This window comes from Aurantimonas sp., assembly GCF_964217435.1.
GTDB lineage: Bacteria > Pseudomonadota > Alphaproteobacteria > Rhizobiales > Rhizobiaceae > Aurantimonas > Aurantimonas coralicida.
This window is the reverse complement of the sequence record NZ_CAXPJM010000007.1, coordinates 29,945-56,043: the sequence shown is the minus strand read 5'-3', so window position 1 is coordinate 56,043 and position 26,099 is coordinate 29,945. Positions and strand designations below refer to the sequence as shown.

The 26,099-nt window shown below is 68.7% G+C and carries 26 protein-coding genes; 16 read left to right on the top strand and 10 right to left on the bottom strand.

The features are described from left to right. Positions 1-75: 75 nt before the first annotated feature. From ACEQX1_RS02930 to ACEQX1_RS02900, 7 genes are all read left to right on the top strand, one after another. Positions 76-957 (top strand): outer membrane protein assembly factor BamD, encoded by an 882-nt coding sequence (locus ACEQX1_RS02930; protein WP_188076296.1) that lies wholly within the window; start codon positions 76-78, stop codon positions 955-957. A gap of 257 nt (positions 958-1,214) precedes the next feature. After that, on the top strand, positions 1,215-2,900 hold the full coding sequence (gene recN / locus ACEQX1_RS02925; RefSeq protein ID WP_228239842.1) for a DNA repair protein RecN: 1,686 nt from the start codon (positions 1,215-1,217) through the stop codon (positions 2,898-2,900). A gap of 2 nt (positions 2,901-2,902) precedes the next feature. Next, the gene (locus ACEQX1_RS02920) at positions 2,903-4,012 is read left to right on the top strand and encodes an FAD-dependent oxidoreductase (protein WP_370195395.1); all 1,110 of its coding nucleotides are present in this window, start codon (positions 2,903-2,905) and stop codon (positions 4,010-4,012) included. A gap of 34 nt (positions 4,013-4,046) precedes the next feature. Next, on the top strand, positions 4,047-6,158 hold the full coding sequence (gene ligA / locus ACEQX1_RS02915; RefSeq protein WP_370196490.1) for an NAD-dependent DNA ligase LigA: 2,112 nt from the start codon (positions 4,047-4,049) through the stop codon (positions 6,156-6,158). Between the two features lie 235 nt (positions 6,159-6,393). After that, positions 6,394-6,978, top strand: a complete 585-nt coding sequence (locus ACEQX1_RS02910) for a YbjN domain-containing protein (protein ID WP_024351986.1) — start codon at positions 6,394-6,396, stop codon at positions 6,976-6,978. 117 nt (positions 6,979-7,095) lie between these two features. Further along, positions 7,096-7,818 (top strand): AzlC family ABC transporter permease, encoded by a 723-nt coding sequence (locus tag ACEQX1_RS02905; RefSeq protein ID WP_024351985.1) that lies wholly within the window; start codon positions 7,096-7,098, stop codon positions 7,816-7,818. After that, positions 7,811-8,107, top strand: coding sequence for an AzlD family protein (locus ACEQX1_RS02900; RefSeq protein ID WP_024351984.1), 297 nt, complete (start codon positions 7,811-7,813; stop codon positions 8,105-8,107). Before ACEQX1_RS02905 ends, ACEQX1_RS02900 begins: the two co-directional genes overlap by 8 nt. Positions 8,108-8,150: 43 nt before the next feature. Here ACEQX1_RS02900 and ACEQX1_RS02895 read toward each other — a convergent pair whose 3' ends face one another. Next, positions 8,151-9,152 carry a Tim44 domain-containing protein gene (locus ACEQX1_RS02895; protein ID WP_370194261.1) on the bottom strand — a complete coding sequence of 334 codons (1,002 nt, stop codon included), beginning with the start codon at positions 9,150-9,152 and terminating at the stop codon, positions 8,151-8,153. Positions 9,153-9,268: 116 nt separating this feature from the next. Beyond that, positions 9,269-10,459, bottom strand: a complete 1,191-nt coding sequence (locus ACEQX1_RS02890) for a VWA domain-containing protein (RefSeq protein WP_370194260.1) — start codon at positions 10,457-10,459, stop codon at positions 9,269-9,271. A gap of 143 nt (positions 10,460-10,602) precedes the next feature. Here ACEQX1_RS02890 and ACEQX1_RS02885 point away from each other — a divergent pair, with 143 nt between their 5' ends. Further along, a complete protein-coding gene (locus ACEQX1_RS02885; protein ID WP_372521419.1) occupies positions 10,603-10,920 on the top strand; it encodes a hypothetical protein in 318 nt (105 codons plus the stop codon). Positions 10,921-10,923: 3 nt separating this feature from the next. Then, the gene (locus ACEQX1_RS02880; protein ID WP_370194258.1) at positions 10,924-11,268 is read left to right on the top strand and encodes a helix-turn-helix domain-containing protein; all 345 of its coding nucleotides are present in this window, start codon (positions 10,924-10,926) and stop codon (positions 11,266-11,268) included. Positions 11,269-11,298: 30 nt separating this feature from the next. Here ACEQX1_RS02880 and ACEQX1_RS02875 read toward each other — a convergent pair whose 3' ends face one another. Genes ACEQX1_RS02875 through ACEQX1_RS02865 form a run of 3 tightly spaced genes read right to left on the bottom strand, consistent with a single transcriptional unit; the run spans position 11,299 to position 13,465 of the window. Continuing rightward, the gene (locus ACEQX1_RS02875; RefSeq protein ID WP_370196502.1) at positions 11,299-12,129 is read right to left on the bottom strand and encodes a PhzF family phenazine biosynthesis protein; all 831 of its coding nucleotides are present in this window, start codon (positions 12,127-12,129) and stop codon (positions 11,299-11,301) included. Next, positions 12,129-12,584 carry an N-acetyltransferase family protein gene (locus ACEQX1_RS02870; RefSeq protein ID WP_370194257.1) on the bottom strand — a complete coding sequence of 152 codons (456 nt, stop codon included), beginning with the start codon at positions 12,582-12,584 and terminating at the stop codon, positions 12,129-12,131. Before ACEQX1_RS02870 ends, ACEQX1_RS02875 begins: the two co-directional genes overlap by 1 nt. A gap of 41 nt (positions 12,585-12,625) precedes the next feature. Next, positions 12,626-13,465 carry an AAA family ATPase gene (locus ACEQX1_RS02865; protein WP_370196489.1) on the bottom strand — a complete coding sequence of 280 codons (840 nt, stop codon included), beginning with the start codon at positions 13,463-13,465 and terminating at the stop codon, positions 12,626-12,628. Between the two features lie 207 nt (positions 13,466-13,672). On the opposite strand from ACEQX1_RS02865, the gene ACEQX1_RS02860 reads away from it, so the two are divergent. From ACEQX1_RS02860 to ACEQX1_RS02840, 5 genes are all read left to right on the top strand, one after another. Further along, positions 13,673-14,911 (top strand): MFS transporter, encoded by a 1,239-nt coding sequence (locus tag ACEQX1_RS02860; RefSeq protein WP_370194255.1) that lies wholly within the window; start codon positions 13,673-13,675, stop codon positions 14,909-14,911. Between the two features lie 102 nt (positions 14,912-15,013). Further along, positions 15,014-15,208 carry a hypothetical protein gene (locus ACEQX1_RS02855; RefSeq protein ID WP_370194254.1) on the top strand — a complete coding sequence of 65 codons (195 nt, stop codon included), beginning with the start codon at positions 15,014-15,016 and terminating at the stop codon, positions 15,206-15,208. A 171-nt stretch (positions 15,209-15,379) separates the two neighbouring features. Continuing rightward, entirely contained in the window at positions 15,380-15,973 is a 594-nt protein-coding gene (locus ACEQX1_RS02850; protein ID WP_370196488.1) for an SCO family protein, read from the top strand. Between the two features lie 143 nt (positions 15,974-16,116). Continuing rightward, positions 16,117-18,003, top strand: a complete 1,887-nt coding sequence (locus ACEQX1_RS02845) for a sodium:proton antiporter (RefSeq protein WP_024351973.1) — start codon at positions 16,117-16,119, stop codon at positions 18,001-18,003. Positions 18,004-18,008: 5 nt separating this feature from the next. After that, positions 18,009-18,878 (top strand): 50S ribosomal protein L11 methyltransferase, encoded by an 870-nt coding sequence (locus ACEQX1_RS02840; protein ID WP_370195755.1) that lies wholly within the window; start codon positions 18,009-18,011, stop codon positions 18,876-18,878. 12 nt (positions 18,879-18,890) lie between these two features. On the opposite strand, the gene ACEQX1_RS02835 is transcribed toward ACEQX1_RS02840, so the two are convergent. Together ACEQX1_RS02835 and ACEQX1_RS02830 are read right to left on the bottom strand one after the other, a co-directional pair. Continuing rightward, the gene (locus ACEQX1_RS02835) at positions 18,891-19,229 is read right to left on the bottom strand and encodes a hypothetical protein (protein ID WP_370195754.1); all 339 of its coding nucleotides are present in this window, start codon (positions 19,227-19,229) and stop codon (positions 18,891-18,893) included. Between the two features lie 132 nt (positions 19,230-19,361). Next, positions 19,362-19,571 (bottom strand): hypothetical protein, encoded by a 210-nt coding sequence (locus tag ACEQX1_RS02830; protein WP_024351970.1) that lies wholly within the window; start codon positions 19,569-19,571, stop codon positions 19,362-19,364. A gap of 232 nt (positions 19,572-19,803) precedes the next feature. Here ACEQX1_RS02830 and ACEQX1_RS02825 point away from each other — a divergent pair, with 232 nt between their 5' ends. Further along, on the top strand, positions 19,804-21,642 hold the full coding sequence (locus ACEQX1_RS02825) for an aminopeptidase P family protein (RefSeq protein WP_370196487.1): 1,839 nt from the start codon (positions 19,804-19,806) through the stop codon (positions 21,640-21,642). Between the two features lie 103 nt (positions 21,643-21,745). Here the strand turns inward: ACEQX1_RS02825 and ACEQX1_RS02820 are convergent, their stop codons facing one another. The 3 genes from ACEQX1_RS02820 to ACEQX1_RS02810 all read right to left on the bottom strand — a co-directional run bounded on the left by ACEQX1_RS02820 (position 21,746) and on the right by ACEQX1_RS02810 (position 25,066). Continuing rightward, entirely contained in the window at positions 21,746-22,186 is a 441-nt protein-coding gene (locus ACEQX1_RS02820) for a BA14K family protein (RefSeq protein WP_370195752.1), read from the bottom strand. Between the two features lie 209 nt (positions 22,187-22,395). Beyond that, complete coding sequence (locus ACEQX1_RS02815) at positions 22,396-24,210, bottom strand: glycoside hydrolase family 15 protein (protein WP_370196486.1); 1,815 nt, start codon at positions 24,208-24,210, stop codon at positions 22,396-22,398. Between the two features lie 151 nt (positions 24,211-24,361). Further along, on the bottom strand, positions 24,362-25,066 hold the full coding sequence (locus ACEQX1_RS02810) for a cytochrome c oxidase assembly protein (protein ID WP_370195750.1): 705 nt from the start codon (positions 25,064-25,066) through the stop codon (positions 24,362-24,364). A gap of 307 nt (positions 25,067-25,373) precedes the next feature. Between ACEQX1_RS02810 and ACEQX1_RS02805 the strand changes: the two genes are divergently transcribed. After that, a complete protein-coding gene (locus ACEQX1_RS02805; RefSeq protein ID WP_370195749.1) occupies positions 25,374-25,994 on the top strand; it encodes a hypothetical protein in 621 nt (206 codons plus the stop codon). Positions 25,995-26,099 lie beyond the last annotated feature (105 nt).

The following is a 26,099-nucleotide window of genomic DNA, read 5'->3' as shown; positions in this document are numbered from 1 at the left end:
CCGGCTTGAGCGTTGCTGACGACGAAGGCGCGGCGTAAGACAGCCGGGCTTTCGAAAGCAGGGGGATCAGCACGAATGAGCAATCCGCACGACCATCCGGCCTTGCGCCGACTGCGGGTGGCGAAACTCACCGGCGCTCTGGCGCTGGGTCTCGCATCCGCCGGCCTGTCGGGCTGCATGAGTTCGGACACCAGCGACGTCGAGGCGCTTGCGCTCGCCGCCCAGACCGATCCGCCGGACGTCCTGTACAATCAGGGTCTCGCCAATCTCGAAGGTGGCCGTCTCAGCGAGGCGTCCAAGAAGTTCGAGGCCATCGACCGCCAGCATCCCTATTCGGAATGGGCCCGCAAGGCGCTGGTGATGAGCGCCTTCGCCAGCTATCGCAGCGGCGACTACGACACGGCGATCAACTCCTCCAAGCGTTACCTGTCGCTGTATCCCGGCAGCGAGGAGGCGGCCTACGCCCAGTACATCATGGGCCTGGCCTATTACCGCCAGATCCCGGACGTCACCCGCGACCAGAAAGAAGCGGCCCGCGCGGCTGCGGCCATGCGCGAGGTGTTCGAGAAATACCCCGATTCCGAATATGCCGAGGACGCCCGCGCCAAGCTGCGCATCGCCCGCGACCAGCTCGCCGGCAAGGAGATGCAGGTCGGCCGGTACTATCTGGAGCGGCGCGAATACGTCGCGGCCATCAACCGCTTCAAGAACGTCGTCGACGTCTATTCCGACAGCCGGCACGTGGAAGAGGCGCTGGCTCGCCTGACCGAAGCCTATTACGCCATGGGTCTGACCCGCGAGGCGCAGGCGGCGGCATCGGTGCTCGGCCAGAACTTCCCGGATTCGCAGTGGTACCGCGATTCCTACCAGCTGCTGCAGACCAACGGCCTGTCGCCGCGCGAAGGCAGTGCGACGTCGTGGTTCGGCGTGGCGGCGCGCAAGATCACCGGCGCCTGAAACAGACCGGGCCGGTGTTCGTCCCCGGTCCGCATTCCTGTTGACGCTTCAGGCGGGCGTGGAGCCCGCCGGGCTGCGGGACCTGCGTCATCAGGCCGCCGGGCAGGCGCCGCAGGCAGGCGCCGCAGGCCGCGCGCTACGGACGCGGTGACGGCTCCGGCGGTTTTCGCCGATAGCCGGTGCGCTTGGCTCCGATCCGCACTATCTTGACGAGCCATTGCCATTTCGGTGGCGGTTCAGTACCGACGATCCCGGTCATGCTCGTTCATCTTTCGATCCGCGACATCGTTCTCATCGAACGGCTCGACATTGCCCTCGACGAGGGTCTCTCCGTGCTCACGGGCGAGACCGGCGCGGGCAAGTCGATCCTGCTCGACTCGCTGTCGCTCGCCCTCGGCGGGCGCGGCGATGGCGGACTGGTGCGCCATGGCGCCAAGCAGGGCGAGGTGACGGCCGCCTTCGACCTGCCGTCCGGCGCCGGCGTGCGGGCGATCCTCCTCGACAACGGCTTCGACGAGCAGGATCTCAGTGAAGGCGACCTGATCCTACGCCGCATCCAGACCGCCGACGGTCGCACCCGCGGCTTCATCAACGACCGTCCCGCCAGCGTCTCCCTGATGCGCAGCGTCGGCCAGGCGCTGGTCGAGATCCACGGCCAGCACGACGACCGCGCGCTGATCGACCCGCAGGCCCATCGCACGCTGCTCGACCAGTATGGCGGGCTGCAGCAGGAGGCGGCCTCCGTCGCCCGCGCCCATGCCGACTGGCGCGCCACCGAGCACGAGCTGCGCACCCATCGCGCCCGGGTCGAGGCGGCGGCCCGCGAGGCCGACTATCTGCGCTCTTCGGTCGACGAGCTCTCCGACCTCGCGCCGATCGCCGGCGAGGAGGAGGAACTGGCCGAGCGCCGGCAGGTGATGATGCGGTCCGAAAAGATCGCCACCGACGTCAACGACGCCCATGAGGAGCTGTCCGGCTCGTCCTCGCCGATCCCGCAGCTCGCCGGCCTCCTGAAGCGCCTCGACCGCAAGCGCGACGAGCTCCCCGGCCTTCTGGACGAGCCGATCGACCGGCTGGACACGGCGCTCGATGCGCTGTCCGACGCGCAGATGGCGTTGCAGACGGCGCTGCGCTCGCTGGAGTTCGATCCGCGGGCATTGGAGGAGACCGAGGAACGGCTGTTCGCGCTGCGCGCCGCGGGCCGCAAATATTCGGTGCCTGTCGACGATCTGCCGGAACTGACTGCCCGGATGATCGGCGACCTGGCCGATCTCGACGCCGGCGAGGAGCGGATGGGCAAGCTGGAGGCCGAGCTCGCCGAAAAGCGCCAGCGTTTCGACCGCGCCGCCGCCGAACTGTCGGAGAAGCGCCGCACCACCGCGCGGCTCCTGGAGGGCGCGGTGATGGCCGAACTGCCGGATCTGAAGCTCGACCGCGCGACCTTCCTCGTCGAACAGACAAGCGACCCCGAGAGCCCGTCCGCCGCCGGCATCGACCAGATCGAGTTCTACGTCCAGACCAACCCCGGCACCCGCGCCGGCTCGATGATGAAGGTCGCCTCGGGCGGCGAGCTGTCGCGCTTCCTGCTGGCGCTGAAAGTGGCGCTGGCCGACCGCGGCTCGGCGCCGACTTTGGTCTTCGACGAGATCGACACCGGCGTCGGCGGCGCCGTGGCCGACGCCATCGGCCGCCGTCTCGGCCGGCTGGGGCGCAACGTGCAGGTGCTGGCCGTCACCCATGCCCCGCAGGTCGCCGCGCGCGCCACGACCCATCTCCTGATTTCCAAGGGCAGCGCCGCCTCCGGCGAGGACCGCGTGGCCACCCGCGTCGCGCCGATCGGCGAGGACGGAAGGCGCGAGGAGATCGCCCGCATGCTGGCCGGCGAGACCGTGACCGACGAGGCCCGCGCCGCCGCCGCCCGGCTCATCGGCGCGGGAGCGTGACAGTGACGGCCCGCCGCGTCCTGATCGCAGGCGCCGGGCCGGTCGGACTGGCCGCCGCGGTCGAGTTTCGCCGCCGGGGCTTTGCGCCGCGCATCGTCGATGCCGGCGAGGGGCCGACGCCGGAAGACCAGTCGCGGGCGCTCGGCGTCTTGCCGCGCACGCTCGACATCCTCGCGGCGTCCGGCATCAGCGACCGCCTGCTGGCCGAGGGCAACCGGATCTCGCGCATGGCCGTCGCCGACAATGGCAGGCGGCTGTTCGAGATGACCACGGCGCCGGCGCATACGGCGCATCCCTTCATCCTGACCCTGCCGCAGGGGCGCACCGAGCGCCTGATGATCGCATGGCTGGCCGCCCAGGACGTGCACGTCGAATGGGGCGTCGCCTTCCAGACGGTCGCCGACACCCACGCACCGCGTGTCACCCTCTCTACCGGTGAGATTGTCCCGGCGGACATCGTCGTCGGCGCCGACGGCGCCCATTCGGCGGTGCGCGAGGATGTCGGCATTCCGTGGAGCGGCGCGGGCTATCCGGCGGAGTTCGCGCTGGCCGATGTGGTCTTCGACAAGCCGGTCGATCCCGCTGTCGGGCGCATCGATCTGCGCAGCGGATCGGCCGATCCCGGCGGCGCCGTCGCCATGCTGCCGCTGGGCGCCCGGCGCGGCCGCTATGTCGGCATCGCGCCGTCGACCGAAGCGCTGATCGGCGACGTGCCCGGCATCGAGTCCGTGACCTGGGCCTCGCGCTTCCATGTCAGCTTCCGCCATGCCGAGCGCATGGCCAAGGGCCGGGTGTTCCTCGCCGGCGATGCCGCCCATGTCCATTCGCCGGTCGGCGGGCGCGGCATGAATCTCGGGATCTGGGACGCGGCGACCCTGGCCTTCCTGGCCAGCGAGTCGCGCGAAACCGAATACGAGATGCGCCGGCTGCCCTCCGTGCGCTCCGTCATGGATGCGACCCGCCGGGGCACCGACTTCATCGCGGCGCCGCCGCCGGCCGCGCTCCTGGCGATGCGCTATCTGATGCCGCTGGCGGCGTGGACCCCATGGCTGCGCGGGCGGATCGCGGACCGCATTCTCGGCCTCGACCTGCCGCAGCCCGAATGGCTATGACGGGCCGGACAAACAGCAGGGATTCGGACGGGCGATGAGCGACAAGGCGGTCGAGACGCTGGACAGGGACGAGGCGGCGGCCGAACTGGAACGGCTGGCCGGCAAGATCGCCGAACATGACCGGGCCTATTACCGCGAGGACGCGCCGACCGTCACCGACGCCGAATACGACGCGCTGCGTCGGCGCAACGCCGCCATCGAGGCGCGCTTTCCCGAGCTGATCCGGGAGGATTCCCCGTCCGCGCGGGTGGGAACCGAGGTGTCGGAGAAGTTCGGCAAGATCCGCCATGCCGTGCCGATGCTGTCGCTCGACAATGCCTTTTCCGACGAGGACGTCGCCGACTTCGCCAAGCGCGTGCGCCGCTTCCTGAAGCTCGACGACGACGCGCCGCTGGCCATTACCGCCGAGCCGAAGATCGACGGCCTGTCGCTGTCGCTGCGCTACGAGAAGGGCGAACTGGTCTCGGCCGCCACCCGCGGCGACGGCGCCACCGGCGAGGACGTGACCCGCAACGCCCGGACCATCGACGACATCCCGAACCGGCTGAAGGGCAGGGCGCCGGAGGTCTTCGAGGTGCGCGGCGAGGTCTATATGAGCCACGCCGCCTTCACCGACCTCAATGCCCGCCAGGCGGAGGAGGGCAAGCCGGTCTACGCCAATCCGCGCAATGCCGCCGCCGGCTCGCTGCGCCAGCTCGACGCGGGGATCACCCGCGCCCGCAAGCTGCAGTTCTTCGCCTATGCCTGGGGCGAGGCGAGCGAGGTGCCGGGCGAGACCCAGACCGAGGTCGTTGCGGCGATCGCCGGCTTCGGCTTTCCGGTGAACGAACGGATGAAGCGCTTCGAGACCATCGAGGGGCTGATCGCGCATTACCATGCGATCGAGGAGAACCGGGCCGGGCTCGGCTACGACATCGACGGCGTCGTCTACAAGGTCGACGATCTGGCGCTGCAGAAGCGTCTCGGCTTCGTCTCGCGTTCGCCGCGCTGGGCGATCGCCCACAAGTTCCCGGCCGAGCAGGCGACGACGGTGCTGCGGGCGATCGAGATCCAGGTCGGCCGCACCGGGGCGCTGACGCCGGTGGCCAAGCTCGATCCGGTCAATGTCGGCGGCGTCATGGTCGCCAACGCGACGCTGCACAATGCCGAGGAGATCGAGCGGCTGGATGTGCGCGTCGGCGACACGGTGCAGATCCAGCGGGCCGGCGACGTCATCCCGCAGGTGCTCGGCATCGTCGCGGACAAGCGTCCGGAGGGTGCCGAGCCCTTCGCCTTTCCCACGACCTGTCCCTGCGAGCTGAAGACCGACGTGGTGCGCGAGGAAACCGCCTCTGGCGCCCAGAGCGTCGTGCGCCGCTGCACAGGCGAGTTCGCCTGTCCCTTCCAGCGCCGCGAACATCTGAAGCTCTTCGTCTCGCGCAAGGCCTTCGACATCGAGGGGCTCGGCGACAAGCAGATCGACCTGTTCTACGACGATCCCGATTTCCAGGTCCGCACGCCGGCCGACATCTTCCGCATGCACGGCCGCAATCAGGAGGGCCTGAAGAAGCTGAAGGACAAGGAGGGGTTCGGCGAGGTCTCGGCGAAGAATCTCTTCGCGGCGATCGAGGCGCGGCGGACCATCCCGCTCGACCGGCTGATCTTCTCCCTCGGCATCCGCCATGTCGGCGAGACCACGGCAAAGACGCTCGCAAGGGCCTACGGCACCTTCGAGGCCTTCCACGAGGCGGCGCTGAAGGTGGCGGCCGGCGACGAGGAGGCGAGCGGCGAGATGGACGCGCTCGACGACATCGGCGGCGCCGTCATCACCGCGACGGCACGGTTCTTCTCCGAGGACCACAATCTGAAGCTGGTCGAGGACCTCGTCGCCGAGCTCGACGTGCAGCCGGCCGAACAGCCGGCGGCGACATCGCCCGTCTCGGGCCAGACCATCGTCTTTACCGGTTCGCTGGAGAAGATGACCCGCGACGAGGCCAAGGCGATGGCCGAGGGGCTGGGGGCCAAGGTGGCCGGCTCGGTGTCGAAGAAGACCGATCTCGTCGTCGCCGGTCCCGGCGCCGGCTCGAAGCTGAAGAAGGCCGCCGAGCTGGGCGTCGAGGTGATCGACGAGGATGCCTGGTTCGTGCGGATCGGCCGCGACGCCTGACCGCGATTCGCCGCGACAATCTCCGGTTCGGGCTCGCGCGCCGACGTGAGGGCCGGGCGGCGTCGGCAGCGGCGCCATCGTTTGCGGCCGCGCGCGGCAGCTGACGTCGGGGCCGCCGGGCGGGTACGATGTATCCCCGCCACGGTCGCCGCCAGAACCGCAGCACGTCGCCGATCGCGGCTTGCAGGTCTTTGATACAAGGCAGAGATTGGCGGCGTCCGAACAAGGAATCCCTATGCTCCTCTGCCCGCCGCGCCTGTTGCGCACCGGTCTTGCCGTCGCCCTGATCACCATCTCCGCGGGAGCCGTCTCGGCCACCGCCGTCTCGACGCCGCCGGCCGTCGAGGAGGAGCCGGGCCTGTTGTCGCGGTCGCTGGCGGCGAAATCGGGCACCGAGGCGGCCGAAATGACCGCCGACATGCTGCGCGCCGACGACACCGACACCATCCTCGACATCGCGCAGGGCTATGGCGAGGCCGAGCTCGTGACGACCGAGACGGGCGACCCGGTGATCACCGGCATCATCAACGGCGTCGCCTACCAGCTGTTCTTCCTCGACTGCACCGACGGGACGGACTGCGAGGTCGCCAATTTCTACGCCATCTGGGACCGGCCCGACGTCGCGCTCGACGCGCTGAACGCTTGGAACCGCACGCATCCGTTTCACAAGGCGTATCAGACCGAGGACCAGTATCCGGTGGTCGAACTGAACCTGTCGCTGCGCGGCGGGGTCACCCGCACGCAGCTGAACGACGCCTTCGACCGCTGGACCATCGCGCTGGCCGAGTTCGAGGCGCAGATTCTCGACCCGTCGCTCTGAGCCGGGGGCGGGCGCAACGCGCCGTTCATCCGGGCACGGCTTGTGTGCGGCGCATCGAAGAAGCATAAGCCGGGCTGAGTAATCGGCGCGCGCCCATCCACAAACCCCGAGTGTCCAGTGACCGAGACCACCCGATCGGAGATCCGCGCGGCGTTGCGCGAGCTTCTGCCCGTGCTTCTCGCCGTCGTGCCCTTCGGCATGGTCTACGGCACGATCGCGACGGCGGAAGGGCTGAGCTTTGCCCAGACCATGGGCTTTTCGGCGACGGTCTATGCCGGCGCCTCGCAGCTCGCGGCGCTGCAACTCATCGGGCTCGGCGCCCCGGTCTGGTCGGTGCTTCTGGCGGTGGTGGCGCTGAACTTCCGGCACGTGCTCTATTCGGCCTCGGTCGGGCGGCACCTGCATCGCTTCTCCGGCCTGCAGAAGGCCATGGCCTTCTTCTTCCTGGTCGATCCGGTGTTCGGCGCGGCCGAGGCGCGGGCCAGCGTCCAGCCGCTGACCAAGACCTTCTACTTCGCCTATGGCTGCGTGCTCTATGTCGGCTGGCTCGCCTCGTCGGCGCTCGGGGCGGTGTTCGGGTCGCTGATCGACGATCCGTCGCGCTACGGGCTGGATTTCATCCTGCCGGTCTATTTCCTGACGCTGCTGATGACGTTTCGCGCCCGCAGCGGCTTCTACCCGGTGGCCCTGACCAGCGCCGCGGCATCCATCGTCGTCTATTTGACCCTCGGCCCGCCCTGGCACGTGACGCTGGGCGGCCTCGCCGGTATCGCCGTCGCAGCGCTCATGCCGCCGAAGCCGGCGGCCGCACCCGCGCAAGGGGAGGATCGTCATGGATGAGATCTGGTGGATCATCCTGCTCGCCGGCGGCCTGACCTATCTGACCCGCACCGGCGGGCACCTGCTGCTGGCCCGCATCGGCAGCATTCCGCCGCGTCTCGATGCGGCGCTGAACGCCGTGCCGGCGGCGGTGCTGACGACCATCGTGACACCGGCACTGGTGTCGGGCGGCTGGCCCGAGCGCATCGCCATCCTCGTCTGCATCGTCCTGGCGCTGCGCCTGCCGCTGATCGTCACCGTGGCGATCGGCACGGCGATGGTCGCCTTCGCCCGCGCCGCCGGTTTCTGAAGCCCCACAAGAAAACGGGCCGGCAGAGCCGGCCCGTGAGAGATCAGGTTTCCTGGATGGCGGAGAGTTTCCACTCGCCGCCCTTGTCGCGCACGAAGGTCCACAATTCCGTCGTCTCGGTCGGGGTGTCGGGATCGCCCTCGACGACCTCGCCGGTGGTCCGGTCGCGCATCACGTCGATCGACGAATAGCGCATGGCGAGGCTGGCATACTCGGTGTCGCCCTCGCGCCATGCCTCGGCGATGTCGCCCTGCTCGAGCTTGACGTCGAGTACGTCGTTCTTGCGGCCGGACGTGGCGTTCTCCGACAGTTCCTCGGCGAGATAGGACATGATCTCCGGTGTGGTGATCGTCCGCAGCGCGGCATAATCCTCGCGCGAGAATGCCGCCTGAACCTCGTGCAGCTTCTGCTCGAAGGTGTCGAGGTCGGCGTCGGTGATGCCGATCTCGTCAGACGGTTCGGCCGCCGCGGTCGCCGCGCCCGCCGCGGCGCCGCCGCCGAGACCCGCGCCCGAGCCGATCGAGGGAATGCGGAAACCGCCATTGCCGGCCGGCTGCGCCGGTTCCTCATAGGCACGGCGCTCGGTGGGGCTGGAGCCGTTGGCCCGGGCCGGGCTCGGATTGCGGCTGCGGAAGAAGCGGATCAGCAGCATCGCGCCGAGACCGATGAGCAGGCCCTGGACCAGAAGGGCGAGGAAGCCGCCCATGCCGCCGAAGCCGGTGCCCATCAGCATGCCGAACAGGCCGCCCAGCATCAGGCCACCGAGAAGGCCGCCGCCGATGCCGCCGAAGAGGCCCGGACGCCGGGCGCCGGCGGCGCTCTGCGCGGCGCTGCCGCCGGGCTGCGTCGCCTGGCCGGGCGTCATCGAACGCTGCACGGGCGCGGCGCTCGGGGCCGTCCTGGTCGCCGGCGCGCTCTGATAGGTGCGAAAGCCCCGGCTGCCGAAGCTGCCGCCACGCCGCGCGTCGGCATAGTCGACGGCGACGAAGGAGAAGACAAAGAGAAGGCTCGCGAAAAGCGAGCCGAGGCGAAGGCGGTTGGCCATGTCGGTTCCCGTCTGGTTGCGTCGGGCTCAATATGGGGAATGCCGGATCACAACGCTATGGCTGCCTGAAAATTATGCATGCAGAACTGGCGAAAAGCGGGCGGCACGCCACCGATTCAGCGCGACAGCGTCTTCGTTGCCGCCTCGATGCCCTTCAGGGTCATCGGGAACATCCGGTCCTCCATGGCCTCGCGGATCATGGCGATGGACTGGGTCCAGTCCCAGTGCTGGCGCGGCACCGGGTTGAGCCAGACCGATTTCGGCCATTGCCGGGTGAAGCGGTCGAGCCAGACGGCGCCGGGCTCGGCATTCCAGTGCTCCACCGAGCCGCCGGGCATGGCGATCTCGTAGGGGCTCATCGAGGCGTCGCCGACGAAGACGGCGCGGTAGTCCGGCCCGAAGCGGTTGAGGACGTCCATGGTCGCGATCGCCTCGGCATGGCGGCGGTGATTGCTCTGCCACAGCCGCTCATAGGGGCAGTTGTGGAAATAGAAGAATTCGAGGTGCTTGAGCTCCGACCGGGCGGCGGAGAACAGCTCCTCGACCTCGCGGACATGATCGTCCATCGAGCCGCCGATATCGAGGAAGAGCAGCACCTTGACCGCGTTGCGCCGCTCGGGCCGCGTCTTGACGTCGAGATAGCCGTGCTCCGCCGTGGCGCGGATCGTGCCGGTGAGGTCGAATTCCTGCTCGGCGCCGTCGCGCACCCAGCGACGCAGCCGCTTCAGCGCCACCTTGATGTTGCGGGTGCCCAGCTCGATGCTGTCGTCGAGGTCGCGGAAGTCGCGCCGGTCCCAGACCTTCACGGCGCGCCGGTGCCGGCTTTCCTTCTGGCCGATGCGCACGCCTTCCGGATTGTAGCCATAGGCGCCGAAGGGGGAGGTGCCGCCCGTGCCGATCCATTTCGAGCCGCCCTGGTGGCGTTCCTTCTGCTCCTCCAGCCTTTGTTTGAGCGTCTCCATGAGTTTGTCAAAGCCGCCAAGGGATTCGACCAGCTTCTTCTCCTCGTCCGTGAGGTGCTTCTCGGCCAGCCGCCGCAGCCATTCCTCCGGCAGTTCGCGCGCGTCGACGCCGTCGCCAGCCTCGCCGGACACCGCCTCGACGCCCTTGAAAACATCGCCGAAGACCCGGTCGAAGCGGTCGATGAAGCGCTCGTCCTTCACCAGTGTCGCGCGGGCCAGATAGTAGAAGCCCTCGACATCGTAGGTGACGAGATCGGCCCGCATGGCGTCGAGCAGGGCGAGATGCTCGCGCAGCGTGACCGGCACGCCGGCAGCCTTGAGCTTGAGGAAGAAGGTCAGGAACATGGCTGCGAGAATAGGGCAGCGGGGGCGGGAAGTCAGCCGGCCGAATGCGGCTTGCCGTCACCGGCACAGGTAGGGCAGGCTTGCGGCTATCCGCTGGCGACAATCTTGCGTGCGCTACGCCAATGGCGTATATGAGGCTCTGGATGTATCAGGTCGAGATCGGGGAGACGGAGCGGTTTCGCCTCGATTGCGGGCTCTACGGCCTGGAGGGCGAGCGCTACGAACTGGCGCTGCAGCTCCTGCGGTCCGACCCCGTGATCGGCATTCAGCGAGCGAATTCGCCGACCCTCTGGGACTGGTCGTTTCGATCGCTGCGGATCACCTACGCCTTGTCCGACGAACTCGCCCGGATCGTCCTGTTGCGGGTGGTGCCGCTGGAAGCGCCGGTCTCGCGGCCGGCCTCGGTCGTCCTGAAGACCATACGGGTGATCAACGACGTGAAACGGCTGTTTGGATTCTAGGCTATGACGAAGCGCGTACCGGTCGAGACCCAGGAAGAAGCCGACGCCCATATGCTCGAATCGCTGGAGCAGGCGCTGAAATGGTTTCAGGGCGACGATTCGCAGGTCACCGTCCATCGCTACAAGATCGAGGTGCCGGACGTCGCCCGGCTGCGGCGCAAGCTGAAGCTGACCCAGGCCGATTTCGCGCTGAAGATCGGTGTGCCGATCGCGACGTTGCGCAACTGGGAGCAGGGGCGGCGCTATCCGACCGGTCCGGCCCGGGTGCTGCTCAACGTGCTGGCCCGGCGGCCGGAACTGGTGATGGAAGCCATCGACGCCGCGCAGACCGTCGAGGCGGCGGAGTAGGGCGCATCGCTCAAACCCCTTGATGCCCACTCAGTCGGGGACGGCGATCTCGCCCGTCAGATAGAGCACCGCCTGGCCGGCCACGACGACCGTCTCGCCCTCCAGACGGCAGCGCAGATCGCCGCCGCGCTTCGACACCTGCCGCGCGGTGAACGCGCTTCCGCCGAGCTCGCCGGCCCAATAGGGCACCAGCGAGCAATGGGCCGAACCGGTGACCGGGTCCTCGTCGATGCCGGCCTTGGGCGCGAACATGCGCGAGACGAAGTCGAGGCCGGAGCCCGGCGCGCCCTGTGCCGTGGCGATGACGTTGCGCGGCGGCAGGGCGGCGATCGCCCGGATGTCGGGGGCGAGCGCCTCGACCTCGGCCGCGCTCTCCATCACCGCCAGCCAAGACGTGTCGTTCGGCACCGCATAGGAGATCACCGCCTTGGGCTGCGCGCCCAGGGCCTCCGCCAGCTGCTCGATCTCGGCGGCATCCACGGTGCCGGCCTCGTGCCGACGCGGGAAGCGCATGACGAACCAGCCGTCCTCGCCGCGGGTCACCGTCAGCTCGCCGGATTCGCGCGTCACGAAGGTCAGCGTCGCCGCGCTCTCCCCGAGGCATTCGGTGAGGACGAAGGCGGTGGCCAAAGTCGCGTGGCCGCAGAGCGGCACCTCGATCGCCGGGGTGAACCAGCGCAATTCCCAGCGCGCCGGGCCGGTCGGCACGAAGAAGGCGGTCTCCGCCAGATTGTTCTCGGCCGCGATCGCCAGCATGGCGGCGTCCGGCAGCCAGGCTTCGAGCGGCACCACGGCCGCCGGATTGCCGGCGAACAGCCGGTCGGTAAAGGCATCGACCTGGTAGATCGGCAGGGTGGTCATCACGGGAGCTTTCGCTGGTACTTGATGAAAGGCGTCACCGCGGCGACGCGGTCGTAGAGCGTGCGCGCCGTCGTGTTGAAGTCCTGCGTCATCCAGTAGACGGTCGGCGAGCCCGCCGCGTCGGCTGCCGCATAGACCGCCTCGATCAGCCTGCGTCCGACACCGGTGCCGCGCACCTCCGGATCGGCATAGAGGTCCTGCAGATAGCAGACATTCTCGACCCGCCAGCAATGGCGGTGGAACAGGAAATGCACGAGCCCGACGGGCTGGCCGTCCGCTTCCGCGATCAGGCCGCGGAACTCGTTGTCGGCGCCAGACAGGAGCCGCGCGAAGGTCGTGGCATAGACCTCCTCAGAAACGCTTGCCTCGTAGAAGGTCAGATAGTCGGTCCACAGCCGGCGCCATTCGGCCTCGTCGTCCGGTCCGATCGGGCGAATCCGCACCGCGTTGTTCATGCTGGCTCCTGTTCGTTCCGTTCGACGGGCGCCGCCGCCCTTCACCCCTGCCGCCGCGCCAGGAAGGCCAGCCGCTCGAAGAGGTGGACGTCCTGCTCGTTCTTCAGGAGCGCGCCGGCGAGCTTGGGCAGGGCCTTGGTCGGGCTTTCGCGCAGATCCTTGGCCTCGATGTCCTCGGCGACCAAGAGCCGGATCCAGTCGAGCGCCTCGGAGGTCGAGGGCTTCTTCTTGATGCCGGGCTGTTCGCGGATCTCGTAGAACTGGGTCAGGGCCGCGCGCACCAGATCCTGCTTGATGTGCGGATGATGGACGTCGACGATCCGCGCCAGCGTCTCCGGGTCGGGGAACTGGATGTAGTGGAAGAAGCAGCGGCGCAGGAAGGCGTCCGGCAGTTCCTTCTCGTTGTTGGAGGTGATGATGACGATCGGCCGGTGCTTCGCGCGGATCGTCTCGTCGGTCTCGTAGACGTCGAACTCCATCCGGTCGAGTTCCTGCAACAGATCGTTGGGAAACTCGATGTCGGCCTTGTCGATCTCGTCGATCAGAAGCACCACGCGCTCTTCCGAAGCGAAGGCCTCCCAGAGCTTGCCGCGGCGGATGTAGTTGCGGATGTCGTTGACCTTCTCGTCGCCGAGCTGGCTGTCCCGCAGCCGTGAGACGGCGTCGTATTCGTAAAGGCCCTGCGCCGCGCGCGTCGTCGACTTCACCGTCCACTGGATCAGCCGCAGTCCCAGCGCCTCGGCGATCTGGAAGGCGAGCTCGGTCTTGCCGGTGCCCGGCTCGCCCTTCACCAGCAGCGGCCGTTCCAGCGTGATCGCCGCGTTGACCGCGACGGTGAGGTCCTTGCCGGCCACATAGGCGTCGGTCCCGGTAAAGCGCATGCGCGTCATCCTGTTCGTCGTCTTCGCAATCGCGGGAACCATAAGGGCCGGCGGGGCACTTGCAAGCCGCAGCCGATGTCTTTGCCGAACGCACCGTCAAACGGGGCTGATCGCCGCCAGGCGCCGCCCTATCTCGCAACTGCGAAACGGCGGCGGTCTCCGTCATACCGCAGAACCCGCCGCGGCCCCTACCGACAGGATCAGACGATGACAGAGGCTTCCGCCATCGCAGGCGCGCCAGAGGAGATGGTGGAGACAGACGCGCGGCCGGCCGGCCTCGGCCCGGTGCTGACCGTCTTCTTCGCCTTTGCCTGCGGCGCGCTGGCGGCCAATCTCTATTACGCCCAGCCCCTCGTCGCGCTGATCGGCGAGGATACCGGCCTGTCGGTGGCCGCCGAAAGCGCCATCGTCACAGTGGCGCAGATCGGCTACGCCATCGGCCTCGTGCTGCTCGTGCCGCTCGGCGACGTCGTCGAGAACCGACGGCTGATCCTGATCACCATGGCGGCCAATCTCGTGGCGCTGGCCGGCCTGGCGCTGGCGCCGGGCCTGACGGCGCTGTTCGCTGCGATGCTGTTCGTCGGCGTCTCGTCGACCGCCGCGCAGATGCTGGTGCCGCTCGCCGCCAATCTGGCCCCGCCCAACGAGCGTGGCGCCGTCGTCGGCAATGTCATGAGCGGGCTTCTGGCCGGCATCCTGCTGGCCCGGCCGGCGGCGAGTTTCCTGGCCGACTATGTTGGCTGGCGCGGTGTCTTCGGCCTGTCCGGTGGACTGGTGGCGGTGCTGATGGTCGCCGGGCTGGTGCTGCTGCCGCAGCGGCGTCCGGAGGGCACGCGCGGCTATGGCGCGCTGATCGCCTCGCTCGGCAAGCTCTTCGTGCACCAGAAAGTGCTGCGCCGGCGCGGCCTCTACCATGCGGCGATGTTCGGGGCGTTCTCGCTGTTCTGGACGGCGGCGCCGATCATCCTGCTGCGCGAGCCCTACGGCTTTTCGCCGAGCGGCGTCGCGCTGTTCGCACTGGCCGGCGTTCTCGGCGTCTTCGCCGCGCCCATCGCCGGGCGGCTGGCCGATCGCGGCTACACCCGCATCGGCACCATCGCGGCGATCGCTACCGTCGTCATTGCCTTCGTCGCCGCCCTGTTCGGCGAGACCTCTCTGGTCGCGCTGGTTGCAGCCGGCATCCTCATCGATCTCGGCGTCCAGGCCAACCTCGTCTTTGGTCAGCGCGAGATCTACCAGCTCGATGCCAGCATCCGGAACCGGCTGAACGCCGTCTACATGACGACCTTTTTCCTCGGCGGCGCGCTAGGCTCGGCCCTGACCAGCCCGGTGCTGGAGACCTTCGGCTGGACCGGCATCTGCGTCATCGGCATCGCCATGCCGGGCGCGGCGCTCCTTTACTACCTTGCCGCCGACCGCGGTGAGGCGGCGAGCGCCGCGGGCTGAGCGCGCACGGCACCGGTTCGTCGAGCGTTGCCGGGCGCCAGGTGCGTGGCGGGCCGATCGGCGCTATGATGGCCGGAGCGAAGGCGTGCGCAGGACGGGCCGATGACGCAGGAAGTCCCGACGATCGAGGAACCACGGCAGGGCGCCGCCACGCATGGCCGCCGGACTGCGGTGCTGGTCGCCCTGGCGGTCGTCGCGCTGGCGCTTCTGTCGGGCGGGGCCGTCGCCGGCTGGGCGAAGCATGGCGAGGCGATCTTCCTGCATCTCCTGGAGGCCGGCTGGGCTGCCTGCTTCTGACAGGACGCGAGGTCGGCACGGGCGCCGCGACGATTGGCGCCTTCGTGAACGCCCATACGCACAGCGACTGTCGCGCAGCGGCGTCCCGCCGTGCTATCGGCTCTGCAACACAGACCGACAGATGCACGAGCAGGGGACGGGCGAGGCCGCATGCGGCGCCCGCTGGACGACATGAGTGGAGTGAAGATGTTCCGGGCCGCGCTCTGGACGATCGTGGCGCTGATTGCCGGCGCCGCGGTGGCCCTGGCGCTGATCTACGCCCAGGGTGGCCCCGGCCGCAGCGGCGAGCCCTACGGCTCGGACTTCTCGCTGATCGACGAGACCGGCCAGTCCTTCACCCAGGCCGATCTGCGGGCAAAGCCGACGGCGGTGTTCTTCGGCTTCACCCATTGCCCCGAGGTCTGCCCGACGACGCTCTACGAGCTGGCCGGCTACCAGAAGCAGCTTGCGGAAAAAGGCGGTGATCTGCAGGTGGTCTTCGTCACCGTCGATCCCGAGCGCGACACGCCCGAGGTGATGAAGAACTATGTCGAGGCGGTCTCGCCGGACATCACGGCGCTGAGCGGCTCGCCCGAGAAGATCGCCGCGATGCTGAAGGGCTGGGGCGTCTATTCGGCGAAGATCGGCGAGGGCGACGATTACAACATGGACCACACCGCCACGACCTTCCTGATCGACGAGACCGGGGAACTGGCCGGCACGCTGGCCTATGGCGAGAACCCCGATACCGCGCTGGCCAAGCTGGAGCGCCTCGTCGGCGTCTGACGCAACCCGCGCGAATACCGGCATGCAGGGGTTTCCGATCCGGCACGCTGGACTAGTTTCGGCTCATCGCAGAACATTGGTCGGAACGGGCGTGGTCGTGAAGGCCGCATTGGCCGTGTCGCCCGGCCCCGGGAATCTCCTTCATGCATGATCTTGCCCTTCAGCTCGCTCTCATTGGCGTCGCCGGCATCGCTGCCCAGTGGCTGGCGTGGCGCGTCCAGGTGCCGGCCATCATCCTCCTGCTCGGCGTCGGGCTGTTGTTCGGGCCGATCACCGGCTTCATGAATCCGCGCGAGGATTTCGGCGACCTCTATACGCCGCTGGTCTCGACCGCCGTCGCGATCATCCTGTTCGAAGGCGGGATGACACTGAATTTCCGCGACATCCGCGAGACTTCGACGGCGGTGCGCCGCATGGTCATCATCGGCGGGCCGCTGGTCTGGGTGATGACGGCGCTCGCCGGCCATTACATCGGCAATCTGAGCTGGCCGACCGCGATCATCCTCGGTGCGATCCTGGTGGTCACCGGTCCGACCGTGATCACGCCGCTGCTGCGCCACGCCAAGCTGAAGAACCGGCCGGCCTCGATCCTGCGCTGGGAGGCGATCGTCAACGATCCGATCGGCGCGCTCTTCGCGGTGATCGCCTTCGAGACCTATCTGGTCCTGAACGCCGGCCACGAGGCCGAGAACCTGATCCTCAACGTCATCCTGGCGATCATCATCGCCATTCCCGGCGGCTTCCTGGCCGGGCGCTTCCTGAGCTGGGTCTTCGCCCGCGGCGAGGCGCCGGAATATCTGAAGGCGCCGATCCTGCTGGTGGCCGTGGTCGGCATGAATTCGCTGACCAATCTGGTGCTGGAGGAGGGCGGCCTGCTGACCGTGACCGTCATGGGCATCACCATGGCGAACACGCGGATCGCCAGCCTGAGCGACCTCAGGCGGTTCAAGGAGACGATCACGCTGCTGCTCGTCTCGGGCCTGTTCATCATCCTCACCGCCTCGCTGCAGCGCGAGGTGCTGGCGAGCCTCGAATGGCGCGTCATCGGCTTCCTCGCGGCGGTGCTCTTCGTGGTGCGGCCGGTGGCCGTGTTCGTCAGCACGCTCGGCGCCGGCCTGACCTGGCGGGAGCGCCTGCTGGTCGGCTGGATCGCGCCGCGCGGCATCGTCGCCGTGGCGGTCGCCGGCCTGTTCGGCGCGACCCTCAGCGGCCTCGGCGTTGCCGATGCCGACCGCATGATCGCCTACACCTTCGCATTGGTGGCGGTGACCATCCTCCTGCACGGTTTCACGCTGGGACCGCTCGCCCGGGCGCTGGACTTGCGGTCGGCCGACCGGCCCGGCATCCTGTTCGTCGGCGCCTCGCGCTTCACCATCGCCTTTGCGCGCCGGCTGAAGGCGCAGGACGTGCCGGTGCTCATCGCGGACGCCAACTGGTCGCGCATCTCCGAGGCGCGGCTGGCCGAACTCGAGGTCTGGTACGGCGAGATCCTCTCCGAGGCGGCCCACCACAATCTCAATCTGTCGCGCTTCGACCACATGGTCGCCGCCACCGACAACGACGCCTACAACGCGCTGGTCTGTACCGATTTCGGTCCCGAGATCGGCCGCTCCGAGGTCTTCCAGATCGGCAAGATCGAGGGCTCCGACCGGCGTTCGATGAACTTCACCATCGGCGGCCAGCCGCTGTTCCAGCCGCCCAAGACCTTCACGGAACTGCGCGATCTGGTGGTCGACGGCTGGAACTTCCAGGCGACCCGGCTGACCGAGGAGTTCGACTATGAGCGCTTTTCGGCGACGCGGCCGGAAGGCACCCATGTGATCCTGTGGATCCGGCCCTCCGGCAATCTGCTCTTTGCCTCCAACGAGGGCTCCGGCGAGCCGGGCGAGGGGGACACGATCATCTCCTTCGGACCCAAGCCGCCCCAGCGCGACCAGGAAAAGATCGTCAAGGCGACGACCACCGAGCGCGAGGCGCGGGCCGAGAAGGCCCGCATGACCAGCGAAGCCGTGAAGCCGAAAGAGGGCTAGCAGGAATGCCGCAGATCCGTTTCTACGTCACCGCGGACAAGGCCGCGGCCGACGCCTGCTACGCCGCCGTCGAGACCGCCTTCGAGGATCTCGGCACGCCGGTGTCGCTGGCCGAGATCGACGAGGCGAAGGCGATCTTCGAGGTCTCGGCCTATGTCGACGCGCCCGATGGCGAGGAGGCGGAGCGCCTGTTCGCCGGCGCCATCGCCGAGGCCGGCGGCGGCGAGATCTGCCGCGAGGACCTGCCCGACAAGGACTGGATGGCCGATGTGCTGGCGGCGCTGAAGCCGGTGCGGGCCGGACGCTTCCTGGTGCATGGCGCCCATGACCGCGACAAGGTGAAGACCAACGACCTGGCGATCGAGATCGAGGCCGGGCAGGCCTTCGGCACGGGACATCACGGCACGACGGCCGGCTGCCTGGAAACGATCGCCCGGCTGGCGACGCGCCGCAAGCCGCGCAACGCGCTGGACCTGGGCACCGGCAGCGCGGTGCTGGCCATTGGCCTGGCCAAGCTCGCCCGGGTGCCGGTGCTGGCGACCGACATCGACCCGGTGGCGGTCCGCGTGGCGCGGGCGAATGTCGAGGCGAATGGCGTGGCGAATTTCGTCGATTGCTCCACGGCCATCGGTTTCGGCGCCGAGGCGATCCGCGAGCGTGCGCCCTACGATCTGATCGTCGCCAACATCCTGGCCGGACCGCTGATGAAGCTCGCGCCGGAGTTCCACCGGCATCTGGCCCATGGCGGCGACATCGTCCTGTCGGGCATCCTCACCACGCAGCGCAATGCGGTTCTCGCCGCCTTCCGCAACCAGGGCCTCTACCATGTCGCCACGCTGGTGCGCGGCGAATGGGTCACCCTGCATCTGCGCTAGGCCTCGCGCGGGTCAGGCGGCCGGCGCGACGCCGATCGGAACCGGCCGCAAATCGGCATCGTCGGGATAGCGCAGGAAGGATTGCTTCTCGGTCTCGCGAAACCGTACTCCGCCGACCTCCAGCGCGCTGACCGGCGACCGGCCGTATTCCAGCGCGAGACGATCGACGGCGCGCCAGTGCAGGGCTGTCCTCAGATCACGCTGCTGGACGGCCGCCCGCACCTCGCGCTCGCATGTGTGGTGAAACCGAAGCGTCAGCGGATCGCAGCGCGCGCGCAGGGCGTCGTAGTCGCGCCAGACGGCGTCCGGCACGACGAACACCACATCGGGCTTCAGGCACTGCAGGCACATGGCAGCCTCACACGGCGAAGAGAACAAGGCCGAGCCTACAGCACCGGACCGGACACGAAAACGCCGGCGCGCAGGGGGCTGCGGCCGGCGTCTGTTTCGGTCGGAATGGCTGCGGTGACGCGGCCGGGCTGCTCAGCCCCGCTCGGGCGCGCGGCCCTCGAAGAGCGACTCGCGTGCGTTGGAGCCGAATTCCTCGCGGCCCATCATCGTGAAGTGGTTGTCGACATAGCGACGGGCCTCGCGCTCGCGGGCCTCGATCACCCGGTCGAGCATGTTGCGCATGAAGCCCCTGGAGCGGGCGGAATTGCGCAGGGATACGTCGGTATAGGTGGAAGTCGCCATGGAAAGTCTCCTGTTCGGCTCGTGGCCTCCCGGTGACCCCAATATGCGTTGCCGCGTCCCCGTCAGGTAGAGTCCGCACTGCATAGGTCCGTCCCGTTTTTGCAGTGCAACATCGGCGCTCCCGTCATAATCCGGTAACCTTTGCGCTTCCTCGCCAAATGCATATGTTCCGGCCCCGCAGACAATTACCGCGCGCCGCAGCGCGGCCTCCTCCATTTTCAAGAGCCATCCGATGTTCCAGAGCTTCGACGAGATCGCCGACTTTTCCCAGAGCGCGGCCCGGGTCGCCCGCCTGCGGGACGGCCTGCGCGCCGACGGCGTCGACGGCTTCATCGTGCCGCGCGCCGATGAGCATCAGGGCGAATACATTCCGCCCTCGGCGGCGCGGCTGGAATGGCTGACCGGCTTTTCCGGCTCGGCCGGCGTCGCGGTGGTGCTTGCCGACAGCGCGGCGATTCTCGTCGATGGCCGCTATACGCTGCAGGTGCGCCAGCAGGTCGATCTCGACGTCTTCGAACCGGTCGCCTCGGCCGAGACCCCGCTGGCCGATTTCCTGAAGAATGAAGCCGCCGGCAAGCGCATCGGTTTCGATCCCTGGCTGCACACGGCGGGCGAGGCGAAACGCCTGCGCACCGCGCTGGAATCGGTGGGCGGCGAACTCGTCGCTTTGGCCGCCAATCCGATCGACCGGATCTGGAACGACCGTCCCGCGCCGCCGGCCGGCCGCGCCGTCATCCATCCGGAGAGCTTCGCCGGTAAGCCGGCAGGCGACAAGCTCGCCGAGCTGGCAAAAACGATTGCCGAGGCGAAGGCTGATGCGACGATCCTGACCGACCCGTCGTCGATCGCCTGGGCCTTCAACATCCGCGGCTCGGACGTGGCGCACACGCCGCTGATGCTGGGCTTCGCCATCCTGCGCGCCGACGGGCGCCCGACGCTCTTCGTCGATCCGGCCAAGCTGGACGATGTGGTGCAGGACCACCTTGCGGCGCTGGCCGACATCGACACGCCGGAGGCCTTCGAGCCGGCGGTCCGGCGCGAGGCCTCCGGGCGCACCATCGGTCTCGATCCGCAGCTTGCCGCGGCGCGCCTGTCGACCATCGTCGAGGCCGCCGGCGGCACGGTGGCCGAGATGCCGGACCCGGCGCGGCTGCCGCGGGCGATCAAGAATGACGGCGAGATCGCCGGGGCGCGCGCCGCGCATCTGCGCGACGGCGTCGCGGTGACGCGTTTCCTGGCCTGGTTCGACCGGCAGGAGCCCGGCACGGTCACCGAGATCGCCGCCGCCGAAAAGCTGGAAGCGATGCGCGCCGAACATGCGCAGGAGGACGGTTTTCCGCTGAAGGACATCTCCTTCGACACCATTGCCGGCTCCGGACCGAACGGCGCGATCGTTCATTACCGGGTGAACCGCGATTCCGACCGGCTGCTGCGCGAGGGTGAATTGTTCCTGCTGGATTCCGGCGCCCAGTACCAGGACGGCACGACGGACATTACCCGCACCCTGCCGGTGGGCGAGCCGACCAGCGAGATGCGCCGCAAGTTCACGCTGGTGCTCAAGGGCATGATCGCCATTGCGACGGCGCGGTTTCCCAAGGGCACGCGCGGCGTCGATCTCGATCCGCTGGCCCGCATCGCTTTGTGGAAGGCGGGCTGCGACTTCGCCCATGGCACCGGCCACGGTATCGGCTCCTATCTCGCCGTCCATGAGGGGCCGCAGTCGATCTCGCGCCGCGGCATGGCGGTGATTGAAGCCGGCATGATCCTGTCGAACGAGCCGGGCTATTACCGCGAGGGCGCCTTCGGCATCCGCATCGAGAACCTCATCCTGACCGAACCGGCGACCGAGATCTCCGGCGGCGACATCGCCATGCACGGCTTCGAAACGCTGACGCTCGCCCCGATCGACACGCGGCTGGTTGCGCCTGAGCTGATGACGGCCGACGAGATCGCCTGGCTGGATGATTATCACCGGCAGGTGCGCGCGGCGCTCGGCGAGCGGCTCGACGCGACCGACCGCGACTGGCTGGAGGCGGCGACGCGTCCGGTGGGACGGCCCGTCGTCGCCTGACGGCGCCCTAGACGAAAAAGACCCGCCGCAGGGATTGCGGCGGGTCTTCCGGTTTCAGGCCTGGCCCGCTGACGCGCGGGGATGGCCGGGTCGTTGCGGCCGATCAGCGGCAGACGCGGCGCGGGCCGTGATAGGGCTGGTAGGTGCCGCTGCGCGGATCGAAGGACCGGTACTTGTCGGCGCAATAGCGATACCATTCGCCTGTGCCATAGGCCGGCGCGTAGCCGCGCGGCGCCACGCGGTAGAGCGGCCGCGGTGCGTCGTAATAGCGGGGTTGGCTGGCGATGGCGGCGCCGATGCCGAGGCCGATGATGCCGCCCAGAACGGCCGCGCCACCGGAATCGATGCCGCCATGGCGGCGATAATGGCGGCGCCCGCCGCGATAGTGCCGTCCGCCGCGATAGTGGCGACGGCCGTAATGGCGTCCGCCCACCAGGTGAACGCCGGCGCCGACAAAGGGCTCGGCCTGGGCCTGGGCGATGCCGAGCGGGGCCCCCGCCGGCAGGGTCGCCGGCGCCACCGCCAGCGCGAGAGCAACGGCCATAGACCTGACCGCAAACGACTTGAACAATTTCATACCGACCTCCGGGCGACAGATTCCATCCTGTTCCATTCAACGTCCGGGAAGCTGAATGGCTCCTGAACGATCAGGCCGAACATGCAATGGTTGATGAACGGCCGTCGCCGATACCCTGGCGAGCGGCCCGCACCCCCTGATCCGCGCCGGGATCGGGCGACCCCGTGGCGGGCCGGTCAGGCGACAGGCTGGCCATTCGTGTCGGTGCGTTCCTTCGCCGGACCCTTGGCCCGTGCCAGATTCAGCGCCGTGATGATCACACCGACATGGCTGAAGGCCTGGGGGAAATTGCCGAGCATCTCGTCGCCCACCGGATCGTATTCCTCGGCGAGCAGGCCGACATCGTTCTTCAGGCCGCAGAGACGCTCGTAGAGGGCCACCGCGTCGTCGAACCGTCCGAGCAGGGCATAGACGTCGGCCAGCCAGAACGAGCAGGCCAGGAACGCGCCTTCCTCGCCCTCGAGGCCATCGCCGGTCTCGCCATTGTCGTAGCGGATCACCAGACCGTCGCGCAAAAGGCGCTGCTCGATCGCCGCGACCGTGCCCTTCACCCGCGGATCGTCGGCCGGCAGGAAGCCGGTCAGCGGGATGTGGAGCAGGCTGGCGTCCAGCGCCGTCGAGCCATAGGCCTGAACGAAGGAGCCGAGCTCGGCGTCATAGCCGTTCCTGCAGACGTCCTCATGGATGTCGTCGGCCACCCGGCGCCAGTGCTTGGCATAGTTCTCGCCGCCGTCGATGTCCGCGGCCATCTTCGACGCGCGGTCGAAGGCCACCCAGGCCATGACCTTGGAGTGGACGAAGTGCCGGTGTTCGCCGCGGATTTCCCAGATGCCGTCGTCGGGCCGGCGCCAGGCCTTTTCCAGGAACGGCATGACCGAATGGGCCAGCGCGGCCGAGCGCGGATGCGGGGCGAGGCCGCCCGTGCGCGCCTGGGCCAGGAGGTCGGCGACCTCGCCATAGATGTCGAGCTGGAACTGCTCGGAGGCGGCATTGCCGACCCGCACCGGCTGCGACTCGCGGAAGCCCTCGAGCCATGGCACCTCCCATTCCAGGAGATGCCGCTCGCCGGCGACGCCGTACATGATCTGCATCTGCGCCGGATCGCCCGCGACCGACCGCATCAGCCATTCGCGCCAGGCTTCGGCTTCCTCGTAATAGCCGAGATCCATGAAGGCCATCAGCGTCAGCGTGGCGTCCCGCAGCCAGCAATAGCGGTAATCCCAGTTGCGGCTGCCGCCGATCTCCTCGGGCAGCGACGTCGTCGCGGCCGCGACGATGCCGCCGGTCGGCCGGAAGGTCAGCGCCTTCAGGGTGATCAGCGAGCGGCGCACCTCCTCGGTCCAGTTGCCGACCTCGGGGCAGCGGGAGGAAAAGGCGGTCCAGAAGGCTTCGGTGTCGGCAAGGGTCGCCTCGGGGTCGGTGCCCGCCAGCGGCTCCTGGTTGGACGGCTGGTGCAGGAGGGTGAAGGCCAGGCGCTCGTCCGCCGAGACGGTAAAGCGGCCCTTGGTGTGCATGTCCTCGCCATGCAGATTGACCGGTGCGCGCATCACCAGCATCTCCGGTCCCGCGACCGCCGTCATCGTGTCGCGGTCGATGCGCGTCACCCAGGGCACCGTCCGGCCGTAGTCGAAGCGCATGACGAGGTCGAAATCGAGATCGACGCTGCCCTCGAGGCCGACCACGATGCGCATGACGTTGGCGATGCCGTCGCGGGGCGGCATGAAGTCGATAAGCATGGCGCTGCCGGTCGCCGTCCTGAAGGTCGTCTCGAGGATCAGCGTGCCGTCGCGATAGCGCCGCGAGGAGGTGAACTCCAGGTCGCTCGGCGCGATGCGCCAGCGGCCGTTCTCCGGCGTGCCGATCAGCGAGGCGAAGCAGGCGCGGGAATCGAAGCGCGGCAGGCAGAGCCAGTCGATCGAGCCGTCCTTGGAGACGAGGGCTGCGCTTTCGCAGTCCCCGATCATGGCGTAGTCGGCAATACTGCGATGCAAACCCTGCTCCTCGATCCTGTTTCTGGCCGCGACCGCCGGCGTTGCAGGCAGCGAGGGTCAGCAGGATAGGGCCACGACCGCGGCGTGAAAGGTCGCCGGCTATCAAACCGGCGTAAACAGTGCGGCACGGCACCCTGACATCATGTCGCGGTCAGCCCCGGACGGGACCATCTGTCCTGCCCGCCGCGGCGGTGTCGGACCCGAGCAGCCGCTGCACCAGCACGAGGCCCCCGACGAGGCAGGGAAGGCCGCCGAACACCGCCATCAGGATGCCGCCGAGGCGCTGGTCGTCGAGGCGTTCGAAGCCGAAGGCGCCGACGCAGACATCGGGTGCGTAGACGAGGACCGGGGCCAGCGCGAGAAGAACGCCCAGCATGGTCATGTGAATGAAGGTCGCCAGCATGGCGAAGGCGCCGATGGCCGCGTCGCCGGAATGGCGGCCGGCGAAGCTGACGGCCCAGACGAGGAGGCCTGCGGCGAGGAAGCTGACCTGCTGCACCACGAAGACGCCCCCGTCCCGCGCCGCGGCCTCGTGCAGCACCGGCGTGTGCCAGCCCCAGATGACGAACATGTCGAAGGCGGAGGCGGCGATCGCCGAGCCGATGCCGGGGCGGATGACGTGCAGGCCGACGCCGATCCGCCGCAGCCCGATGACGATCATCGGCGCGGCCAGGGTGACGATGCCCAGATGCAGGATCATGTGGGCGGAAAAGGCCCGCCGGCTCATCTCGACCAGCGGACTGAGCCACAGGCCCGCCAGAATAGCGATGCCGAGCGCCGCCGGCCAGGCGCGGAGGATCGCGCGCCGGTGCGATGTGTCGGTGTCCGGTGATCCTGCGTCGGCGATCCGTTCCATCCCTGCCATTCTAGGGCAGGCGCGCCCCGCGTCCTGCCGATCTTGCGGCGCCGGCCATTTGCCGTTTCGTTGCGGACACTTGCCGCCGCGCATTCCGATCTGTCGGTTGGCGCGCTCAGGACAAGACACCGCATGATGGCAGCAAGGAAAGCCGCGTCATCATCTCCGCCGCGACAGTTTTCCCGCGCTTATTCGGCCAAACCTTATTGGCAAGCCGCCTGTCAGCACATATCTGAAGGGGAAGATGGCCGTTGCGGCCGTGATTCACCTGATTCCTCGCATTTTCCGCCGGCTGCGGCCGGTCTCCATGCACACAGCTCCGGGCACGATGAAACCACAGTCGAAACCGTTCACCGTCGCCGTGAAACGGCGCAAGCTTTCGCCAGAGGGCAAGAAGAAGTCCGTCTGGTCGGATGTTTCGCATCTGATCGCCGCGGCCGAGAGCGACCTGGCCCGGGACGAGGACGAGGCGCCTGCCGCTGCCGCCGCCAAGACGCCGGCAAAGGCCGAGCCGGCGGCGGGCAAGAGCGACGCGGCACCGACCCGCCAGCCGCGCATTCTCCAGAGCCGCCCGAGCGAACCCGTCATGGCCGAGCCGGAAGCCGACCCGGAGCCGGCCGAGCGTCCGGTGCGCCGCCGCGGCCGGCCGCGCAAGGTCGTCGCCGAGACACCGCAGCGTCCTGCCGCCGTCGAACCCGAGAGCCAGTCGCAGCCGCAGGTGGAGCGCGACTGGAGCCGCACCCCGGCGGTCGACGCCGCGCCGGTCGCTCCGGCGCCGGTGGTGGATGCGCAGACGGCGGAAACCAGCCTTGCCGAGATCGAGACGGCCGCCACCGAGGCACGCCCGGCCGGCCGCCGTCGCCAGCGGACCGGTGGTCTGCGCGCCGGCGAACGCTGGAAGCGCCATCTGCCCCGCTGGTCGCGCTGATCCGCCCACCGGGCTGTGACCGGTCTGCGGCCGCGGAGCCAAAGGCAGCGTCCCGCGTTGTGCCGCCCGACCCCGCAGGAGAGATTGCGGCGGACGCAAGCCTGT

Bases quoted from the DNA above. Each gene is read 5' to 3' on its own strand.
- ACEQX1_RS02930 (WP_188076296.1), top strand. From the start codon at position 76: ATGAGCAATCCGCACGACCATCCGGCCTTGCGCCGACTGCGGGTGGCG.
- recN (WP_228239842.1), top strand. From the start codon at position 1,215: ATGCTCGTTCATCTTTCGATCCGCGACATCGTTCTCATCGAACGGCTC.
- ligA (WP_370196490.1), top strand. From the start codon at position 4,047: ATGAGCGACAAGGCGGTCGAGACGCTGGACAGGGACGAGGCGGCGGCC.
- ACEQX1_RS02910 (WP_024351986.1), top strand. From the start codon at position 6,394: ATGCTCCTCTGCCCGCCGCGCCTGTTGCGCACCGGTCTTGCCGTCGCC.
- ACEQX1_RS02900 (WP_024351984.1), top strand. From the start codon at position 7,811: ATGGATGAGATCTGGTGGATCATCCTGCTCGCCGGCGGCCTGACCTAT.
- ACEQX1_RS02895 (WP_370194261.1), bottom strand. From the start codon at position 9,152: ATGGCCAACCGCCTTCGCCTCGGCTCGCTTTTCGCGAGCCTTCTCTTT.
- ACEQX1_RS02890 (WP_370194260.1), bottom strand. From the start codon at position 10,459: ATGTTCCTGACCTTCTTCCTCAAGCTCAAGGCTGCCGGCGTGCCGGTC.
- ACEQX1_RS02885 (WP_372521419.1), top strand. From the start codon at position 10,603: ATGTATCAGGTCGAGATCGGGGAGACGGAGCGGTTTCGCCTCGATTGC.
- ACEQX1_RS02880 (WP_370194258.1), top strand. From the start codon at position 10,924: ATGACGAAGCGCGTACCGGTCGAGACCCAGGAAGAAGCCGACGCCCAT.
- ACEQX1_RS02875 (WP_370196502.1), bottom strand. From the start codon at position 12,129: ATGACCACCCTGCCGATCTACCAGGTCGATGCCTTTACCGACCGGCTG.
- ACEQX1_RS02870 (WP_370194257.1), bottom strand. From the start codon at position 12,584: ATGAACAACGCGGTGCGGATTCGCCCGATCGGACCGGACGACGAGGCC.
- ACEQX1_RS02865 (WP_370196489.1), bottom strand. From the start codon at position 13,465: ATGCGCTTTACCGGGACCGACGCCTATGTGGCCGGCAAGGACCTCACC.
- ACEQX1_RS02860 (WP_370194255.1), top strand. From the start codon at position 13,673: ATGACAGAGGCTTCCGCCATCGCAGGCGCGCCAGAGGAGATGGTGGAG.
- ACEQX1_RS02855 (WP_370194254.1), top strand. From the start codon at position 15,014: ATGACGCAGGAAGTCCCGACGATCGAGGAACCACGGCAGGGCGCCGCC.
- ACEQX1_RS02850 (WP_370196488.1), top strand. From the start codon at position 15,380: ATGAGTGGAGTGAAGATGTTCCGGGCCGCGCTCTGGACGATCGTGGCG.
- ACEQX1_RS02845 (WP_024351973.1), top strand. From the start codon at position 16,117: ATGCATGATCTTGCCCTTCAGCTCGCTCTCATTGGCGTCGCCGGCATC.
- ACEQX1_RS02840 (WP_370195755.1), top strand. From the start codon at position 18,009: ATGCCGCAGATCCGTTTCTACGTCACCGCGGACAAGGCCGCGGCCGAC.
- ACEQX1_RS02835 (WP_370195754.1), bottom strand. From the start codon at position 19,229: ATGTGCCTGCAGTGCCTGAAGCCCGATGTGGTGTTCGTCGTGCCGGAC.
- ACEQX1_RS02830 (WP_024351970.1), bottom strand. From the start codon at position 19,571: ATGGCGACTTCCACCTATACCGACGTATCCCTGCGCAATTCCGCCCGC.
- ACEQX1_RS02825 (WP_370196487.1), top strand. From the start codon at position 19,804: ATGTTCCAGAGCTTCGACGAGATCGCCGACTTTTCCCAGAGCGCGGCC.
- ACEQX1_RS02820 (WP_370195752.1), bottom strand. From the start codon at position 22,186: ATGGCCGTTGCTCTCGCGCTGGCGGTGGCGCCGGCGACCCTGCCGGCG.
- ACEQX1_RS02810 (WP_370195750.1), bottom strand. From the start codon at position 25,066: ATGGAACGGATCGCCGACGCAGGATCACCGGACACCGACACATCGCAC.
- ACEQX1_RS02805 (WP_370195749.1), top strand. From the start codon at position 25,374: ATGCACACAGCTCCGGGCACGATGAAACCACAGTCGAAACCGTTCACC.